Genomic DNA, 18,420 nt, shown 5'->3' with positions numbered 1-18,420 from the left:
GTATAAAACATAGTTTTACGATATTTAATTATATTTCTATATAAAGGAATGCAATGAGAGGCAAAATTTCAGTCGCCGCCTGCGCGGTTTTAGCGTTACTGGCGGCGCAGGCAAACGCCGCCGAGGCTAGCACGCCATCGGCCGCTAAAAGCACAAATCAAGCAAATAGCGTTCAAAACGTCGAGCTTGGCGGCGTCGAGATAAACAGCGTCGGCGACAATATCAGCGAAAGCGGCATCAGCGAAGGATTTTTAACAAAAAACGTCCAGCAAGGTATGCTAGCGGGCAAAAAGGTCATAAATTTACCCTACCAAATCAACACCGTAAGCAAGGAGATAATGAACCACCAAGGCGTAACGGGCTACGAAGAGGCGGTTAAATTTTTCCCGTCCGCGCAAATTCAGATGCGTGGCGGCGCGACGGTCGGACGTCCGCAAACGCGCGGATTTGAGGGCAGCGTCGTGGGCAATAGCTTCTGGGACGGCTTTTACACCATCTCGACGACTGCGATACCTATGGCGATGTTTGAGAGTTTCCAGGTGCAAAACGGCATCGCCGGCTCGCTTTACGGGGCGCAAAATCCGGTCGGCATTTTTAGCTACACCAGAAAGCGCCCGACCGAAAATCAGCAAACCGTTTGGGCGGACTACACTAGCCGCGCAAATTTCGGCCTAGGCTTTGATAGCTCTATGAAATTCGACAAATTCGGCTACCGAGCCGTATTTTACGGTAGCGACGGCGCGAAGCAGGTAAAAGACAGCAATCATCAGCGCCGCCTAGCTAGCGTGGTTTTGGAGTTTTATCCGACCGACGCGCTTACTTTTGAGACGGCGGCTAGCTATTACGAGCATAATACCGCGGGCTTTGCGGGACAATTAGCCCTTGGCGTAACAAACGGCAAGTTATCAAACGGACTTTACGTACCAAAGGCCGTAGATAGCAAGACTAAGGGCTTGGGACAGAGCTTTGGCGGTATGACTCTAAAAACCACGACTGCAAGCGCGAAATTTAAATACGCGCCGCTTGAGCATTGGTATTTTGAGGGCGGTATGCAGTTTCAGCGCGCCGACCGCCACATTCATAGCGTGGTAAACTACCTTATACCGCGCGGTAGAACCTTTCGGAGCGTGACTTATCAAAGAGACGGCGACTACGTCACGCGCCACGACGGCGGAGCGACGGCGGCGTATAGATTTGATCTGCCTAGCGGCTATCTAAAAGCGGTCACCGACTTTGATACTTGGGGGCTAAACCACGATTTTAGCGTGCAGGCAAACGGTTTCCGTTATGTGCAATATCGCTATAAAAACGTCTCTACGCAGTCCTGGATAGGCGGCGGAAATTTATATAGCCCGCGCGTTTATTCAGGCTCGAACGCAAAGCGCGGCTCTGATCTATACAAACTAAGCACGACTGATATGTTTAACGTCTCCGTGTTAGACGACATCACGATAAACGATCAATTTAGCCTCATGCTAAGCCTCTCAAACGCGTGGATAAAAGAGCGCGGCCGCCCGGTAGCAAGCGGCACTCCGCCTACTCTAAGGCCGATAACTACGAGATATAACGAGAGCGGGCTTAGCTGGGCGGGCAGCCTAGTTTATCATCCGGCGCAGGACGTAAGCTTATACTTTACTTACGCCGATAGCTTGCAACAAGGCGGCAGCGGCACGAACGCCGACGGTTCGGCCGTGGTTTTAAAGCCTTACCGCTCTAAGCAATACGAAATCGGCGCCAAAGCGCGCGTGGGCGAAACCGATATGAGCGCGGCGCTGTTTAAAATTTCGCGTCCGATCGCCTATCAGGCTAACGGGGTTTACGACGTCCAAGGCGATCAAGTAAATCACGGCCTAGAACTCATGGCCGGCGGCAAGCTAACTAGCGATCTAAGCGTGCTAGGCGGCGTGACGCTAATAGACGCCAAATTTAAAAATCCGCGCCTAAAAGAGGCCGAGGGCAAATACGTAAACGGCGTGCCCAAAGTTAATGCCAATATGCTATTTGACTACGCGGTGCCCGGCACCCAAAAGCTCGCGTTTAGCGCAAATTTCCACTACACGAGCAAGATGTACGTAGACGATCTAAACACCGCCGCGATTCCTAGCTTTTTTACGACCGATCTTGGCGTGCGATACACGAGCCGCGCGATGCTAGGCAAGCAAACGACGCTACGATTTAACGTAAATAACGTATTTAACAAAAAATACTGGGCGGGAATGTATCCTGCAAGTGCGGACGGAGCTGGCGGCGTAGGAGCTAGCGGAGTGCTCGGGTCGGCAAACGGACTGACGTTGGGAGAGAGTAGGACGTTTATGCTGTCCGCCGAAGTTAAGTTTTAATAGGTAACGGCTTGTCTCGCGAGTGCTTTTCCGAGATTTCGCAAAATTTTCGCTCCGCAGGCTATATGCCTAGCGCACGCTCAATTTTGCTTCAAAACTCGAAAAATCATCTCGCGATACTTCGCCTTATCGTTTTACGTTCAAATTTGAAGTCAAATTTTACTTGCCCAACCCCGCATCTTAAAAACATAAATTTTAATTACGCGGCGCGACAATCTCTCTTAGGCGAAGCAAGCCTCCTTCTAAGCGCTTTTAAATTTTTAAATTAAGCCCCGCCTTGCTATAATCCCCTAAAATTTTAGGGATAAATTTAGATGAAAATTTTGCTCTCTTGCTTGGAGCCTTCCGCGAATTTACACTTAGGCGAAGTTTTAAAGCGCTTGCCGGGCGCCGAAATTTTAGGGATATTCGACGAGCGGTTCGGCGAGCCTTTTATGAGCTCTGGCGAATTTAGCGCGATGGGCTTTATAGAGGTACTTCCGCTAATTTTTAAAGCCAAACGCGCGATGAAAAAGATGGTAGAGCTAGCCCGCGAGTGCGACGCCGTGCTGCTGATAGACAGCCCCGCGTTTAACCTTCCGCTGGCGCGTAAAATAAAAGAAGCCGGCGCGCGCGCGCCGATTACTTATTATATCTTGCCGCAGGTATGGGCATGGAAGCGCGGACGCGTAGCGCTAGTCGAAAAATATTGCGACAATCTAGCCTCCATCCTGCCCTTCGACGCGAAATTTTACTCGCGCGCGACCTACGTCGGACATCCGCTGCTTGACGAGATAAAATTTCAAAAAACCGGCGAAAATTTAAGTATAAAAGAGCGCGAGCGAGGCGAAAATTTTAGCGGCGAGCAAAATTTAGAAAAGATCGCCTTTTTGCCGGGCTCCCGCCGCGCGGAAATTTCAAGATTAATGCCCGTTTACCGCGAAGTATCAAGCAAGCTAAACGCTAAAAAAACGCTAGTCGTGCCGCCGTTTTTTATGGATAAGATCGCCGAAATTTACGGAGATACGAGCGGTTTTGAGATCGCTACGAATGCGCCCGAAACTTTAAAAGAGAGCGATTTCGCCTTTATCTGCTCGGGCACGGCTACGCTTGAAGCCGCTCTTATCGGCACGCCTTTTACGCTGTGCTACAAAGCCCGCGCTATCGACATTTTTATCGCTAGAAAGCTAGTAAAAGTCGCTCACGCGGGGCTTGCTAACATAATGTTTGATTTTATGGGCGAGCCGCCGCTACACGAAGAGCTGATCCAAGAAGCCGCGAGCGCGGAAAATCTGCTAGCCGCCTACGAGCGCTGCGACCGAGCGAAATTCGCCGCCGGTTGCGTGCGGCTGCGGGACTATCTAAAATGCGGTAGCGCCGAAGCGGTCGCAAAAATTTTACTAAAAAAGGATGAAAAATGAACGAGCCGATGACTATTTACGGATACGAAAAAATCGAAGCCGAGCTAAAAGATCTGCGCCAAGTCCAGCGCCCTCAAATCGTCGTCGAAATCGACGTCGCGCGTAGCCACGGCGATCTAAAAGAAAACGCCGAATACCACGCCGCCAAGGAAAAACAAGCCTTTATCGACGCGCGCATCGCCGAGCTTAGCGCGCTGCTGGCGCGAGCGGAAGTAATAGATCCTAGCGCCTACGAGCACGACCGCGTGCGCTTCGGTTCGTCGGTTACGATAATGGACGTAGAAACCGAGCTAGAAAGCACGTACGCGATCGTGGGTATTTCAGAAAGCGACTTGGAGCGCGGGCTAATATCGATCAGCTCGCCTTTGGCACGCCAGCTAATCGGCAAAAAAGAGGGCGACGACGTGGTTTTGACGTTGCCTAACGGTCGCAGCGAAATCGAAATCGTAAAAGTGTGCTATAAACCTATAAATTTCGCCTAGGGAAAAACATGATAAATATCGGTATTATCGGGGTTAGCGGCTATACGGGATTTGAGCTGATACGCCTAATCTTAGCGCATCCGGAGTTTAAAATCTCGTATCTAGCCGCGAGCGCGGCAGGAGAAATTAGCGAAATTTTCCCGCAGCTAAAAGGCGTGCTGGAATGCGAAGTAAGCGCGGCGGACGCGAACGAGGCGGCAAAAAAATGCGAGCTTGTTTTTTTGGCGCTTCCGCATCAAGAGGCGATGAAATACGCCCCCGCGCTGCTGCAAAAAGGCGTTAAAGTCGTGGATCTATCGGCGGATTACCGACTTAGCCGCGAGCTTTACGAGAAAAATTATAGCGAGCATTTAGACGCGCGGAATTTAGGCGATGCGGTTTACGGAATTTTGCCTTTTGCGCGCGAGCGGGTGAAAAGCGCGCGCCTGGTCGCGAACCCCGGTTGCTATCCGACAGCGTCTATCTTGGCGGTCGCGCCGTTTTTGGAGTTTATCGATAAGGATCTGGGCGTTATAATCGACGCTAAAAGCGGCGTCAGCGGCGCGGGCAAAAAGCTAGCCGCCGCTAGTCATTTCGTAAGCGTAAACGAAAACGCGAACGCCTATAATCCGATCTTTCATCGCCACTCGGATGAGATTAAACTGTATCTTTCAAAAATGGCGGACGGTGAGGTAAATACGCTATTCGTACCGCATTTGCTGCCCATTACGCGCGGTATGCTAGTTAGCGCTTACGCTAAGCTTACGCGAGATATTTCTACCGATCGAGCGCGCGAAATTTTGCGCGAATTTTACGCGGGCGAAAAATTTATCCGCGTCCGCGAAACTCCCGCCGCGATTAAAAACGTCGCGGGAACACATTTTGCCGATATTTGCGTCTTTACGCACGAGGGTAAAATTTTTATAAACTCCGCAATCGATAATTTGCTTAGAGGCGCTAGTTCGCAGGCTTTGGCGAATGCGAATTTAATGTGCGGATTTTCCGAAAATTTAGCTTTGCCGCAAGTCGCGGCGATGCCGTAGCTCGGGGCGAAATTTGAGCGGAAATTTTTACGAACCCGTTATTAAAGACGGCGCGATTTTTATCTCCGACGCGCACGAAAATGCAAATAGGGACGGATTTTTAAAATTTTTACGCGCCGCAGAGAGCGGCGAAATTTCAGCGCCGCAAATTTTTTTAATCGGCGATATGTTTGATTTTTTATGCGGCGAGGGCGAATATACGCGAAATTTTTACGCCGAGCATTTAAAGCTTATAGATAAAATTTCCGAAAAAATCGACGTCTTTTATTTCGAGGGCAACCACGATTTTAGGCTTGCTAATTTATTTAAAAAAACGAGAGAAATTTTTGACGGGCGCGAAACGATTAAAATTTACGATATTAGCGCGCAGCCCGCAAATTTTAAGACGGTCGGAGGCGAACGCGCGCAGATCGCGCACGGCGATATATTTTTGCCGTTTATCGATAAATACGCGCTTAGGTTTTTACGCGTAAAATCGTTTTTAAAATTTATGAACGCACTGGATAAAATTTTAGGTTTTAAAATTTCAAAAGCGATTTTAAATAAACTTACTAAGAAAAATCTAGATTACAAAATTTCGAATTTTGAAGAGTTAATGAGCTCGCATCTACGCGGTTACGACGCTAATATCGTAATAGAAGGGCATTTTCATCAAGGCGAAATTCTAGACGTTAACGATAAATTTTACGTTAATTTACCTTGTTTTGCATGCGACCGAAGTTATTTTGTAGTACAATACGCCGTAGGAAAAATAAATTTTATTAAAAAGAGAATGAAAGGACATTGATGTTTGGAGACAACGTATTAAAAACGGGCTCAAACGAGATGGAACTTGTCGATTTTCGTATCTTTAAAAAGACGGAAAGCAAAGTATATGAGGGCATATACGGCGTAAACGTCGCAAAAGTGCGCGAAATCATCAAGATGCCTAACCTCACCGAGCTTCCGGGCGTACCCGAATATATCGAGGGAATTTTCGACCTGCGAGGCGTCGTGATCCCGGTAGTAAATCTTGCTAAATGGATGAATATAATCGAGCCTACGAACGAAGTAACGATAAAACCGCGCGTAATAATAGCCGAATTTAGCAGTATTTTAATAGGCTTTATCGTCCATGAAGCCAAACGGATCCGCAGGATAAACTGGAAAGATATCGAGCCCGCGAATTTCTCCGCAAATGCAGGAGCTTTGGATAAAGGCAAGATAACCGGCGTCACTCGCATAGAAAATGACGAAGTTTTATTAATTTTAGACCTCGAAAGCATCGTCGAAGAGCTTGGCATTTATAGCCCAAAAATCGAAGTAGAAATCGACGAAAGCAAGAAACTAAAAGGAACGGCGCTAGTGCTAGACGATAGCTCTACGGCTAGAAAGCTCGTAAAAGACGCGCTTGAAAAGATGGGTTTAAACGTCGTAGAAGCTAAAAACGGCGTAGAGGGCATCGAGCGAATGAATGAGCTATACGAGCGTTTCGGCGATAATATAACGAAAGAAGTACGCGTGATTTTAAGCGATATCGAAATGCCGCAGATGGACGGATACCGCTTTGCTTCGACGATTAAAGACGACGAGCGGTTTAGGGCGATACCTATCGTGTTTAACTCGTCTTTAAGCAACGAATACAGTGAAGCGAAGAGCAAAGAAGCCGGCGGCGACGCGTATATTACGAAATTTGACGCTAGCGTCTTTTATCAAGAAGTGCAAAGAGTGATCGAGTCGCACTCTCAATCTGCGAAATAGGGGTGAAATATGGATGATATGCAAGAAATAATGGGGGACTTTTTAATCGAGGCCTTCGAACTAATCGAGCAAATAGACCACGACTTAGTCGAACTAGAAGAAAACCCCGAAGATTTAGAGCTGCTAAACAGAATTTTCCGCGTCGCGCATACGGTTAAAGGCAGCTCGTCGTTTTTGAATTTCGATATTTTAACGCGCCTAACGCACCACATGGAAGACGTGCTAAATAAGGCTAGAAAAGACGAGCTAAAAATAACGCCCGATATCATGGACGTAGTGCTTGAATCGGTCGATATGATGAAAGGACTGTTGCACGGCATACGCGATCACGGCAACGACCGCGACGTAGGTATAGACATAGAAAATATCTGCGCTAGGCTAACCGCAATTTCGGAAGGCGACGAAGTACCGGCCGCTTCCGCTCCCGTAGCCAGCGCTCCGGCTAATAGCGAACCTACTGCGTCCGCCGCGCAAGAGAGTGCTCCCGCAGAGCCTACCGCGCCAGAAGTCGTGGCACCAGAAGCGCAGCCCGATATTGCCGACGAGGATTTGTCGAAATTAAGTGACGACGAGGTCGAGGCGGAGATCGAGCGATTATTAAAAGTAAGAAAAGCCGAAGATCAAGCGCGCCGCGCTAGCAAGGGCTCTGCGCCTACGCCCGCGGCTACTCCCGCTGCTGCGCCGACCCCCGCGCCTAAACCCGCCGCGCCGGCCGCTAAGCCCGCCGCAAAATCTGACGGAGGCGAGAAAAAAGTCCCTGCCGCCAGCGGCGGAGCCGTGGCGCAAGAGCAGACTATCCGCGTCGAAGTTAAGCGGTTAGATCACTTGATGAACCTTATCGGCGAGCTAGTTTTAGGTAAAAACCGCTTGCTTAAAATTTACGACGATGTTGAGGAGAGATACGAGGGCGAGAAATTTTTAGAGGAGCTAAATCAGGTAGTTTCTAGTCTAAGCTTGGTAACGACGGATATTCAGCTGGCCGTTATGAAAACGAGAATGCTGCCGATTGCAAAGGTATTTAACAAATTCCCGCGAATGATAAGGGATTTAAGCCGCGATTTAGGAAAGCAAATAGAGCTTGAAATTTCGGGAGAAGAGACCGAGCTTGATAAATCTATCGTCGAAGAGATCGGCGATCCGCTGGTGCATATCATTAGAAACTCGTGCGATCACGGCATCGAAGATCCGGAGACTAGACGCGCGGCCGGTAAGCCGGAAAAAGGAACCGTCCAGCTAAAAGCCTACAACGAAGGCAACCACATCGTAATCGAAATAGTAGACGACGGAAAAGGCCTAGACGCCGATATGCTTAAAGCAAAATCGATCGAAAAAGGCATTATTAACGAGCGCGAAGCCGACGCGATGAGCGACAAAGAGGCTTACGGGTTGATATTTAAGCCCGGATTTTCGACGGCTGCGAAGGTTACTAACGTTAGCGGCCGCGGCGTGGGAATGGACGTCGTAAAAACCAATATCGAAAAACTAAACGGTATAATCGACATCGAAAGCGAAGTCGGCAAAGGCACGGTTATGAAACTAAAAATTCCGTTAACGCTAGCCATTATCCAATCGCTTCTAGTGGGAACGCAAGAGGAATTTTACGCTATTCCGCTAGCAAGCGTACTTGAAACCGTACGCGTGCCGATCGATGATATCTATACGATCGACGGTAAGAACGTACTAAGGCTTCGCGACGAAGTGCTATCTTTGGTTAGGCTTTCGGACGTATTCGGCGTCAATAAGGTCTTTGACGGCGGCGATCAGACCTACGTCGTAATCATCGGCGTAGCGGAGGCGAAACTCGGTATCATCGTAGATACGCTCGTAGGACAAGAAGAGATCGTTATTAAATCGATGGGCGATTATTTGCAAAATATCCCCGGCATCGCGGGCGCTACGATCCGCGGCGACGGACGCGTAACGCTAATTATCGACGTTGGCGCTATGATGGAAATGGCAAAAGAGATTAAGGTAAATATCCGCGCCGAAATGGATGAAAGCAAGAGCGTAAAAGAAAAACCGAGCGATTACAAGGTGCTAATCGTAGACGATTCTAAAATGGATAGAACGATAATGCAAAAAGCTCTCGAGCCTACGGGCGTAACGGTAATAGAGGCTACAAACGGCGTCGAGGCGCTAAATATCATAAAATCGGGAGAGCATGCGTTTGATGCGATATTAATCGACATCGAGATGCCTAGAATGGACGGCTATACGCTAGCGGGCGAAATTCGTAAATATTCGAAATACAGAAATTTACCGCTCATAGCCGTAACTTCAAGAACTTCAAAAACCGATAGGCTAAGAGGCGTGGAAGTAGGAATGACCGAATATATCACTAAACCGTATTCGGCGGAATACCTCGAAAACGTCGTTAGAAAAAATATTAAGTTAGGTTAGGGGTTAAAATGAACGATAAATTAAATCAAGTCCTAAGCAAACAAAAGCAGCAAATGGGCGGCGGCGAACAAAAGAGCAACGACGATATCGTCCAGCTCGTAGGCTTCGTCGTCGGCGAAGAGGAATATGCGATACCGATTTTAAACATTCAAGAGATTATTAAGCCGATCGAATACACGCGCGTACCTAGCGTGCCCGATTACGTGCTGGGCGTATTTAACCTACGCGGAAACGTAATTCCGCTAATTGATTTACGAAAGAGGTTTTCGTTAAATGTAACGAAACAAAGCCCTAGTACCCGCTATATCGTAATGAAAGACGAGGATAATATAGCAGGTTTCGTCATCGATAGGCTAACCGAAGCTATCCGTATAAATCGCAATAGAATCGATCCGCCGCCTGAAACTTTGGTAAAAGATAAAGGCATGATTTACGGTATCGGGAAGCGCGATCAAAATATCCTTACGATCTTAAAAGTCGAGAGCTTATTAAAGCGCGATTTTTAAAATCTCTAGGTTAGAATTTTGATAAAATTTTGCGTTTTTGATTTCGACGGTACGCTAATGGACGGCGAGACTATCGATATGCTAGCCGTCGCTCACGGCGTCGGAGACGAAGTAAAGGCTATAACTAAACGCGCGATGGCGGGCGAACTTGATTTTTTCGAGAGCTTAACGAAGCGCGTGAATTTGTTAAAAGGTATGAAATTTAGCCTTGCGCGGGAAATTTGCGAAAATTTACCGCTAATGAACGGCGCGGCGGAGCTAATACGAAATTTAAAAGAGCGCGGCGCGTTAGTGGCGGTGTTTAGCGGAGGGTTTCATTTAGGCACCGATGCGGCGCAAGAGAGATTAAAATTCGACGAAAATTTCGCCAACATTTTACATGAAAAAGACGGAGTTTTAACCGGATTAGTCGGAGGCGAGATGATGTTTTCAAGCTCAAAGGGCGAAATGCTGGCGCGCTTGCAGAAAATTTTAGGCGTTAGCAAAGAAGAGACGATGTGCGTAGGCGACGGAGCCAACGACGTTTCGATGTTTTCGCGCGGAGGGCTAAACGTCGCCTTTTGCGCGAACGAAATTTTAAAGCGCGAAGCGACGCATTGCGTAGATATCAAAGACTTGCGAGAGATCATCAAATTTATAAGGTAAAAAATGTATAACGACGAAGTAAAATTTTCGCTTTGGTGCGACTTTATCGAGCGGGATTTTTTGAGCGGCGAATTCGTAAATTTAATCCAAAACGGCGTTATTAGCGGCGTTACGTCAAACCCCGCTATTTTTAAATCGGCGTTTACTACGAGCGAAGTTTATAAAGAAACTATCAAAAACAGCGGGTTAAAATATCCCAAGGCGATTTACGAGAGGCTTGCGACGCAAGATATTAAAATCGCCGCTACGAAGCTATTTAAAAACTATGCAAACGGCGACGACGGTTTTGTAAGCATTGAGGTAGATCCGACTTTAAGCGACGACGCGGCTGCCACTACCGACGAGGGCGTAAGGCTTTACGGCGAGATAGCTATGCCTAACGTTATGATAAAAATCCCCGCCACGAAAGCGGGTTTTGAGGCGATGAGCGCCCTAACGTCGAGGGGTATAAACGTAAACGCGACGCTTATTTTTAGCCCCGACCAAGCTATGGGGTGTCTTGACGCGTTTGAAGAGGGTTGTGCGGCGTATGCTAAAAAATTTCCGCAAACCCCGCTTCCAAAGAGCGTGATTAGCATTTTCGTAAGCAGATTCGATCGCTTGCTCGACGAGAGATTAAAACAAAGTTCGCTTCCGACCGGACAAGTAGGCATTATGAACGCGGCAAAAATTTACAATCTAATCGAAGATAGAAATTTGCCGAGCGTCAGAGCGCTTTTTGCCAGCACGGGCGTAAAAGGCGGGGATTTGCGTCCCGATTATTACGTCAGGGAGTTAATGTATAAAAATGCGGTAAATACCGCTCCGCTCGATACGATAAAAGAATTTATAAAAGAGCGCGCCGAGCCTAAAAACGCGCCCGGCGCTGAAAATATCAATAGCTTTTTTGAAGTAATAAAGCGCGCCGGCATCGATATGAACGCGGTTTATAAAGAGCTTATGAACGACGGATTAAAGGCGTTTGAAGTCGCATTTAACGAAATTTTAAGGGCATTATAATGAATAAAATGGATACGCATAGCTACGAGATCGACGTTAATAAGCTCGATTTTAAGCAAAGAAACAGGCTTGATTTATATCTAAATAAACTAATCGAAAAAGGCGGCAGCGACTTGCATGTAAAATCAGGCGGCGTGATTAGAGGGCGTTTTAACGGCGAGATAATCCCGATGAGTAACGACGTATTAGCCAAAGAAGACGCTCTAACGCTGGCCAAGGAGCTTTTGCAGTTTGATTTCGGCGAATTTTTAACGCACAAAAACGCCGACTTTACTTACGAGTTAAACGACGATTATAGGTTTCGCGTAAATTTATTTTTCCAAATGGACGGAATTTCGGGCGTATTTCGGGTGATACCTAAAAAAATCCCGACGTTTGCGGACGTAAAACTCCCGGCCGTAATCGAAAAGATCACCGACTCGGCGCATCGCGGTATTATTTTAGTGACGGGACCTACCGGAAGCGGAAAAACCACGACGCTAGCTAGTATGATAAACCACATGAACGAGACCAAGCGTCGCCACATAATAACGCTTGAAAACCCGATAGAATTTGCGTATAAAGATAAAAAAAGCGTTATAAATCAGCGTTCTATCGGGCAAGATACGCTTAGCTTCGCCGACGGATTAAGAGCGGCGCTTCGCGAGGATCCGGACGTCATATTAATCGGCGAGATGAGGGATGCCGAAACCATAGAAACGGCGATGCATGCCGCTGAAACGGGGCACTTAGTGCTCTCTACGCTTCACACGATCGATGCTAAAGAGAGTATTGGCAGGATTATAAATATGTTTCCTAAAACCGAGCAAAACCGCGTAAAAATGACACTAGCCGCAACTTTACACTCCGTAATCTCGCAGCGCTTGGTAAAAACGGTCGATAATAAGCGCCGCGCCGCCGTTGAGGTACTTATTAAAAATTTACGAATCAAAGAGATTATGGAGGCCGATGACGGCAGCGACGATATTTATACGGCGATCTCTGAGAGTAAAAATACCTACGGAATGCAGACGTTCGAGCAGCATTTGCTGGAATTTTACGAGCAGGGTATAATTACCGCCGAAGAGGCTTTGAGTAAATCGGGTAAACCAAACGACCTTGAAATAAAAATTAAAAACGTAGACTTGGCTAAATCCAGAAGCGAAAACGGCGACGACGCCGTAATACCGGAAAGCATAATTTCGCTTAAAGATTTAGACTGATTTAGCCTAAATTTATAAAATTTTAGCTAAAATCGGCGCTCATTTTTCACGAAAGGAAAACGATGTTAGAAGGAATCGTTAGAGAGAGTATCGGTAAAAAGCCTGCAAAGGCTTTGAGAAGAGATGGTTATCTAATCGCAAACATTTACGGCAAGGGATTAGAGAATATCGCGGCTGCGTTTAAAGTCAACGACTTTATTAAAGAGGCGCGTAAAAAAGAGACCCTTGCGTTTGACGTAAAAGTGGGCGCAAAGGTTTATAACGTCGTTATCGTCGATTACCAAAGAGACGCGGTGACGAATAATCTAAAACACGTAGATCTAAAAGTAGCGCTTCCGGGCGTTATTTCAAAATATATGATCCCAGTTAAGCCGGTCGGTACGCCGATAGGTTTAAAAAACAAGGGCGTTTTAATTCAATCAAAACGCAGATTAACCGTAAAATGTACGGCCGAAAATTTACCGAATTGTTTTGAAATCGACGTAAATAAACTCGACGTAGACGATACGATTTTAGTTCGCGACATCGTAGCGCCTAAGGGCGTAACTATCGTGGACGCCGATCGCGTCGCAGTTCTCGGAGTTATTAAAGCTAAGTAAAAGGGCTTTAATGATACTCATCGCGGGGTTGGGAAATCCAACCCCAAAATACGAAAATACTCGCCATAACGTAGGTTTTATGCTAATCGACCTACTAAAATCCCAAAATTTTATAGACGTAAGCTCCGCAAAATTTCAAGGCGAGCTGTTTAAAAGCTCGAATTTGCTCCTTTTAAAGCCCTCTACTTTTATGAATTTATCCGGGAACTCCGTAAAAGCCGTAAACGATTTTTATAAACCTGACCGTATCATAGTTATCCACGACGATCTTGATTTACCGATAGGCACTATAAAATTTAAAAAAGGCGGGAGTAGCGGCGGGCATAACGGTATAAAATCTATCGACTCTTTAATAGGCGTGGATTACGAGCGCGTGCGTATCGGCATAGGCGACGCCCGACGCCAAAATCAAAGTGCGGCGGATTTCGTATTGGGCGAGTTTTCAAACGAAGAAACACGGGAGCTAGCCGAAATTTTAGACTATGCTAAAAGCGCCGTTTTGGAGCTAATTAATAGCGATATAGACGCCGTATCTCAAAAATTTACGCGCAAAAAGGCAGCTTTATGAGCCTATACGCGCGCTACGTCGGCTGGGTTTATTTAAAGACGTTTTTGATAGTATTTGGCGCGTTGGAGCTTTTTTACGTCGGCATAGATTTGCTTACTAATCTCAAAGAGCTGCCCGCAAGCGCGAATTTACAGCTTCTTTACTCGGGCCTTACCGCGCTTTTAGCCGTAAATTACGTGATGCCTATTTCTCTGGTTTTAGCGCTAATTATCGCCCACGTAAATATGGTGCGCTCAAACGAGCTGGTAAGCTTTTACGCTCTTGGGATCAGCAAAAATGCGCTAATCATGCCGCCATTTTTGATCGCTTTGTCGGCGACGCTGCTTTACGTTGGGCTAAATTTTACCCCATTTGCCTATGCGTCCGAGTTTCAAAAAAGCGTAGTGGCGGGCGCTAGCTTTAACAAAAGCGCAAACGACGGTTTTTTAAAATTCGAAGGAAAATTTATCTACGTTAAAGAGCTTAAACCGCTGGAAAAAAAAGCGAGCGACGTTAGAATTTTCGATATTAACGGCACCGATTTGGCGTCGGCTACATTCGCTAAGAGCGCAAATTTTGAAGATAATCGCTGGGAGCTAAGAGAGGTTAGCCAAACGACGCTTCCTAAAAATTTAGAGCTCGGCGCGAGCGGATTAACGACCAGGAATTTCGACGAGCTAGACGCGCTTAGCGGCTTTACGCCTAAAAGCATCGCCAGCGCGTCCGATCAAAGCGCGAATTTTAGCATCCTAGACGCGCTTGATTTTATCTGGACGTTTAAAAACGAAGGGGCCTTGCTGGCAAACGCTAGATCTATCCTTTATTCGCTTGCCGCGGCGCCTTTTTTCGCGCCGTTTCTAGCACTCATACTTTACTATTATTTACCGGTAACGGGACGATTTTTTAACCTTGCTTTTGCGAGCTTCGTTTTCGTAGCGGTTACTTTGGTGGTTTGGGGCGTGCTTTTCGTGCTGGGGAAATTTTCGCAAAATTCTTTTATCGCGCCCGAGATCGGTATATTATCGCCCGTCGTCATTTTGGGCGCTTACGCGTTTTGGCTCGTAAAATCGCATCGTTAAGCCAAATTTTGGCATTTTTTTTGTAGAATTGAGTCATTTTAACGCTAGATAAACAAGGGCTATTTTATGGATTTTAACGAGCTTGCAAAGACCTACCAAACTCCGCTTTACGTTTACGATTTCGACCATATTTCGCGCCGCTACGAGGAGCTAAAAAATGCGTTTAGCGCGCGAAAATCACTCATTTGCTACGCGGTTAAGGCAAATTCTAATTTGAGCGTTTTAAAGCATTTAGCAAATCTAGGCTCGGGGTTTGACTGCGTTAGTATCGGCGAAGTTAGGCGCGCGCTGCTTGCGGGAGCTAAAAAATATCAGATTATTTTTAGCGGCGTCGGAAAGCGCGATTGCGAGCTCGAAGAGGCGCTTGCAAGCGATATTTTGATGATAAATTTAGAAAGCGATTCCGAGATGTATCGCTTGGAGCAAATCGCTAAAAATTTAGCCTGCAAGGCGCGTATCAGCATTCGAGTAAATCCCGACGTAGATCCTAAAACCCACCCTTACATTTCGACCGGGCTTAACGAAAATAAATTCGGCGTAGATATAAATACCGCCAGAAAAATGTATCTTTACGCTAAAAACTCCCCTTATTTAGAGCCGGTGGGAGTGCATTTTCATATCGGTTCGCAGCTAACGGATATTAATCCCGTTATAGAGGCCGCGCGCATCGTAAGCTCGCTTTTAAAAGAGCTTCGTGCGCTTAATATAGACGTTAAATTCTTCGACGTCGGCGGCGGCTTGGGGATAATTTATCAAAACGAAAGCGACGTCAGTCTCTACGACTACGCGCAGGGGATTTTAGGCGCGCTTGAAGGACAGGACGTTACGATCGTCTGCGAGCCGGGACGCTTTATCGTCGGTAATAGCGGATATTTTTTAACTAGCGTTTTATATGAAAAATTTAACCGCCAAAAGCGCTTCGTCGTGGTAGACGGCGCGATGAACGACCTAATCCGCCCTAGTCTTTACGGCGCGTTTCACGGCATTAGCGTAGTTGGTAAAGATACGAGCGCCGGTATTTGCGACGTGGTAGGACCGATATGCGAAAGCGGCGATTTTTTGGGTAAAAATTTAAGCTTGCCCGCATGCGAAAGCGGTGATTTGGTCGTGGTAAAAAGCGCGGGGGCTTACGGATTTTCGATGAGTAGCAATTATAACACCCGTCCGCGCGCGGCGGAAGTCGCCGTAGAGGGCGGCAAGCACCGCTTAATTCGCAAGCGCGAGAGCTTTGAGGATTTAATCGCGTTAGAGCGCGATTTAGCGTAAGGCAAAAGATGCTAGAACTAAACGAACTGCGCGGCAAGATCGACGAGATCGACGATTCGGTACTAAAAAAGCTAAACGAGCGAATGGAGCTGGTTAAGCAAATCGGCAAGCTAAAACAAACTTCGGGAGCGCCCATTTATCGTCCGGAACGCGAGCGTTCTATTATAAACCGCTTAACCGCGCTTGCTAAAAGCGGCGGATCGCTTAATCGCGCCGCGATAGAGGCGATATACCTTGAAATTTTCGCCGTTAGCAGAAATTTGGAGATGCCCCAAAAGATCGCTTATCTAGGTCCCGAGGGAACTTACACCCATCAAGCCGCCGAAAGTCGCTTCGGCGCTATGAGCGAGTATTTGCCGCTTGCAACCATCGAAGCGGTATTTACCAAGCTTGCCCAGCGAGAGGCTAAATACGGCGTCGTGCCGATAGAAAATAATACCGAAGGCGCGGTCGGCGCCACGCTTGATTGCCTGCGAAAATTCGAGGATATCAAAATCATCGCCGAGCTTTATTTAGACATTCACCACAGCTTCGTTAGCACTGCGCAAAATTTAAAAGAGATAGATAAAATTTACTCCCATCCGCAAGGATACAATCAGTGCCGTAAATTTTTAGAAGATCACATGTTAAGCGGCGTGCAGTTTATCCCGACCAAATCGACCGCACAAGCGGCGCTTCTGGCCTCGCAAGAGCGCGGCGCGGCTGCGATTTGCTCAAAGATAGCGGCTAAAATTCACAACGTGCCGATTTTATACGAGACGATTGAAGATAATATGGCTAATCGCACTAGATTTTTTATTTTGAGCGATTTTAAGAACGCGAAGGCGGAAAATTCAAAAACGTCGATTTTGGCTAAAACCGACCATAGGCCCGGCGGACTGGTCGATCTGCTGCAAATTTTTAAAAACGAAAATATAAATTTAACCAAGCTTGAAAGCCGTCCGATAAAGCAGCGCGAATTTAAAAGCGTGTTTTATATCGATTTTATCGGACATATCGATGACGAAAAGGTGCAAAACGCGCTGCTAGTGGCTAAAAAAGAGGGCGCCGAGATTGCTTGGCTGGGAAGCTATCTAAACGGAGAAGAGTCATGAAATTTAACGAAAAACTAGCCAATTTAACCAATTACGAAGCGGGTAAGCCAATAGAGCTCGTAGTAAGGGAGTTTGGCATAGAGCCCGGCGAAGTTATAAAGCTAGCCAGCAACGAAAATCCGTTCGGAACTAGCCCGCGCGTAGTAGAAGCGATAAAAGAGGCCGCGCATAAGGCGTTTTTGTATCCCGACGATAGCTATTTCGAGCTTAAAGAGGCGTTGGCGGCGAAATTCGGCGTAAGTTCTAAAAATATAATCATAGGCTCGGGAAGCGATCAGATAATCGAATACTGCCTACATGCTAAAACAAACGCTAAAAACGCGATTTTAACGGCCGGTATTACGTTTGCGATGTATGAAATTTACGCTAAACAAACGGGCGCTAAAATTTACCGCACGAGCTCGCAAGGGCACGATATGCGCGAATTCGCCAAAATTTACGCCGAACGTAAAGACGAGATAGCCGTAATCTTTTTATGCTTGCCTAATAACCCGCTGGGCGAGTGTCCCGATATTAGCGAAGTTTACGAGTTTTTGGAGCTGGTTAGCGATGATACGATGGTGGTATTTGACTGCGCGTATAACGAATTTGCAAAATTTAAAGACGCCAAAAAGGGCGTAAATCCGAACGAATTAATAGCGAAATTTAAAAACGCCGTTTATTTAGGCACGTTTTCAAAAGCCTACGGGCTAGGTGGTATGCGCGTAGGGTACGGTATCGCGGGCGAGGATATTATTAAGGAGCTGGGCAAATTAAGGGCGCCTTTTAACATCACTACTTTAAGCCTAGTAGCCGCGATAGAGGCTTTAAAAGATGAAAATTTCGTGCGAAAGACGCTTGAAAATAATTTAGAGCAAATGGCGAGGTACGAAAATTTCGCGCGCGAATTGGGGATAGAATTTATACCTAGCTACACGAATTTTATAACGTTTAAATTTACGGATAAAAGCGCTTCTGGCATAGCGCAAAGTATGTTAAAAAAGGGTATAATTTTGCGGGATTTAAAAAGCTACGGGTTAAACGCCTTTCGCGTCACGGTCGGGCAAGCGCGCCAAAACGACCGAGTATTTGAAGAGCTAAGAGAAATTTTAAAGTAAAAA

The 18,420-nt window shown here is 46.7% G+C and carries 17 protein-coding genes; all 17 read left to right on the top strand.

Annotated elements, in window-relative coordinates; genetic code table 11:
• Window positions 1–53 precede the first annotated feature (53 nt).
• The 17 genes from QZ147_RS01095 to hisC all read left to right on the top strand — a co-directional run bounded on the left by QZ147_RS01095 (window position 54) and on the right by hisC (window position 18,417).
• Window positions 54–2,339 (top strand): TonB-dependent siderophore receptor, encoded by a 2,286-nt coding sequence (locus QZ147_RS01095; protein WP_295146237.1) that lies wholly within the window; start codon window positions 54–56, stop codon window positions 2,337–2,339.
• 314 nt (window positions 2,340–2,653) lie between these two features.
• Entirely contained in the window at window positions 2,654–3,739 is a 1,086-nt protein-coding gene (lpxB, locus tag QZ147_RS01090; RefSeq protein ID WP_295146236.1) for a lipid-A-disaccharide synthase, read from the top strand.
• Window positions 3,736–4,221 carry a transcription elongation factor GreA gene (greA, locus tag QZ147_RS01085; protein WP_295146234.1) on the top strand — a complete coding sequence of 162 codons (486 nt, stop codon included), beginning with the start codon at window positions 3,736–3,738 and terminating at the stop codon, window positions 4,219–4,221. The genes lpxB and greA overlap by 4 nt, the downstream gene beginning before the upstream one ends.
• Before the next feature lie 8 nt (window positions 4,222–4,229).
• Entirely contained in the window at window positions 4,230–5,243 is a 1,014-nt protein-coding gene (argC, locus tag QZ147_RS01080; RefSeq protein WP_295146232.1) for an N-acetyl-gamma-glutamyl-phosphate reductase, read from the top strand.
• A 13-nt stretch (window positions 5,244–5,256) separates the two neighbouring features.
• The gene (locus QZ147_RS01075) at window positions 5,257–6,030 is read left to right on the top strand and encodes a UDP-2,3-diacylglucosamine diphosphatase (protein WP_295146231.1); all 774 of its coding nucleotides are present in this window, start codon (window positions 5,257–5,259) and stop codon (window positions 6,028–6,030) included.
• Entirely contained in the window at window positions 6,030–6,983 is a 954-nt protein-coding gene (locus QZ147_RS01070) for a chemotaxis protein (RefSeq protein ID WP_295146229.1), read from the top strand. Before QZ147_RS01075 ends, QZ147_RS01070 begins: the two co-directional genes overlap by 1 nt.
• A gap of 9 nt (window positions 6,984–6,992) precedes the next feature.
• Window positions 6,993–9,383, top strand: a complete 2,391-nt coding sequence (locus QZ147_RS01065) for a chemotaxis protein CheW (RefSeq protein ID WP_295146227.1) — start codon at window positions 6,993–6,995, stop codon at window positions 9,381–9,383.
• An 8-nt stretch (window positions 9,384–9,391) separates the two neighbouring features.
• Window positions 9,392–9,889 (top strand): chemotaxis protein CheW, encoded by a 498-nt coding sequence (locus tag QZ147_RS01060; protein WP_295146226.1) that lies wholly within the window; start codon window positions 9,392–9,394, stop codon window positions 9,887–9,889.
• 18 nt (window positions 9,890–9,907) lie between these two features.
• Window positions 9,908–10,534: a phosphoserine phosphatase SerB gene (gene serB, locus QZ147_RS01055; RefSeq protein ID WP_295146225.1), complete on the top strand. Its 627-nt coding sequence runs from the start codon at window positions 9,908–9,910 to the stop codon at window positions 10,532–10,534.
• 3 nt (window positions 10,535–10,537) lie between these two features.
• On the top strand, window positions 10,538–11,533 hold the full coding sequence (locus QZ147_RS01050) for a transaldolase (RefSeq protein ID WP_295146224.1): 996 nt from the start codon (window positions 10,538–10,540) through the stop codon (window positions 11,531–11,533).
• An 8-nt stretch (window positions 11,534–11,541) separates the two neighbouring features.
• Window positions 11,542–12,735: a PilT/PilU family type 4a pilus ATPase gene (locus tag QZ147_RS01045; RefSeq protein ID WP_295146238.1), complete on the top strand. Its 1,194-nt coding sequence runs from the start codon at window positions 11,542–11,544 to the stop codon at window positions 12,733–12,735.
• A gap of 62 nt (window positions 12,736–12,797) precedes the next feature.
• Window positions 12,798–13,334, top strand: coding sequence for a 50S ribosomal protein L25/general stress protein Ctc (locus QZ147_RS01040; protein WP_295146223.1), 537 nt, complete (start codon window positions 12,798–12,800; stop codon window positions 13,332–13,334).
• A gap of 10 nt (window positions 13,335–13,344) precedes the next feature.
• Window positions 13,345–13,902: an aminoacyl-tRNA hydrolase gene (gene pth / locus QZ147_RS01035; RefSeq protein ID WP_295146222.1), complete on the top strand. Its 558-nt coding sequence runs from the start codon at window positions 13,345–13,347 to the stop codon at window positions 13,900–13,902.
• Entirely contained in the window at window positions 13,899–14,960 is a 1,062-nt protein-coding gene (locus QZ147_RS01030; RefSeq protein WP_295146221.1) for an LptF/LptG family permease, read from the top strand. Before pth ends, QZ147_RS01030 begins: the two co-directional genes overlap by 4 nt.
• 66 nt (window positions 14,961–15,026) lie before the next feature.
• Complete coding sequence (gene lysA / locus QZ147_RS01025; RefSeq protein WP_295146220.1) at window positions 15,027–16,226, top strand: diaminopimelate decarboxylase; 1,200 nt, start codon at window positions 15,027–15,029, stop codon at window positions 16,224–16,226.
• A gap of 8 nt (window positions 16,227–16,234) precedes the next feature.
• Window positions 16,235–17,320, top strand: a complete 1,086-nt coding sequence (gene pheA, locus QZ147_RS01020; RefSeq protein ID WP_295146219.1) for a prephenate dehydratase — start codon at window positions 16,235–16,237, stop codon at window positions 17,318–17,320.
• Window positions 17,317–18,417: a histidinol-phosphate transaminase gene (gene hisC, locus QZ147_RS01015; RefSeq protein WP_295146218.1), complete on the top strand. Its 1,101-nt coding sequence runs from the start codon at window positions 17,317–17,319 to the stop codon at window positions 18,415–18,417. Before pheA ends, hisC begins: the two co-directional genes overlap by 4 nt.
• The last annotated feature ends 3 nt before the right edge of the window (window positions 18,418–18,420 follow it).

Source organism: uncultured Campylobacter sp. (assembly GCF_905371695.1).
Taxonomy (GTDB): Bacteria; Campylobacterota; Campylobacteria; order Campylobacterales; family Campylobacteraceae; genus Campylobacter_A.
This window is presented reverse-complemented; position numbering and strand designations above follow the sequence as displayed.

Bases quoted from the DNA above. Each gene is read 5' to 3' on its own strand.
- QZ147_RS01040 (WP_295146223.1), top strand. From the start codon at position 12,798: ATGTTAGAAGGAATCGTTAGAGAGAGTATCGGTAAAAAGCCTGCAAAG.
- QZ147_RS01060 (WP_295146226.1), top strand. From the start codon at position 9,392: ATGAACGATAAATTAAATCAAGTCCTAAGCAAACAAAAGCAGCAAATG.
- QZ147_RS01030 (WP_295146221.1), top strand. From the start codon at position 13,899: ATGAGCCTATACGCGCGCTACGTCGGCTGGGTTTATTTAAAGACGTTT.
- lpxB (WP_295146236.1), top strand. From the start codon at position 2,654: ATGAAAATTTTGCTCTCTTGCTTGGAGCCTTCCGCGAATTTACACTTA.
- pth (WP_295146222.1), top strand. From the start codon at position 13,345: ATGATACTCATCGCGGGGTTGGGAAATCCAACCCCAAAATACGAAAAT.
- hisC (WP_295146218.1), top strand. From the start codon at position 17,317: ATGAAATTTAACGAAAAACTAGCCAATTTAACCAATTACGAAGCGGGT.
- QZ147_RS01045 (WP_295146238.1), top strand. From the start codon at position 11,542: ATGGATACGCATAGCTACGAGATCGACGTTAATAAGCTCGATTTTAAG.
- QZ147_RS01050 (WP_295146224.1), top strand. From the start codon at position 10,538: ATGTATAACGACGAAGTAAAATTTTCGCTTTGGTGCGACTTTATCGAG.
- greA (WP_295146234.1), top strand. From the start codon at position 3,736: ATGAACGAGCCGATGACTATTTACGGATACGAAAAAATCGAAGCCGAG.
- QZ147_RS01095 (WP_295146237.1), top strand. From the start codon at position 54: ATGAGAGGCAAAATTTCAGTCGCCGCCTGCGCGGTTTTAGCGTTACTG.
- QZ147_RS01070 (WP_295146229.1), top strand. From the start codon at position 6,030: ATGTTTGGAGACAACGTATTAAAAACGGGCTCAAACGAGATGGAACTT.
- pheA (WP_295146219.1), top strand. From the start codon at position 16,235: ATGCTAGAACTAAACGAACTGCGCGGCAAGATCGACGAGATCGACGAT.
- argC (WP_295146232.1), top strand. From the start codon at position 4,230: ATGATAAATATCGGTATTATCGGGGTTAGCGGCTATACGGGATTTGAG.
- QZ147_RS01065 (WP_295146227.1), top strand. From the start codon at position 6,993: ATGGATGATATGCAAGAAATAATGGGGGACTTTTTAATCGAGGCCTTC.
- lysA (WP_295146220.1), top strand. From the start codon at position 15,027: ATGGATTTTAACGAGCTTGCAAAGACCTACCAAACTCCGCTTTACGTT.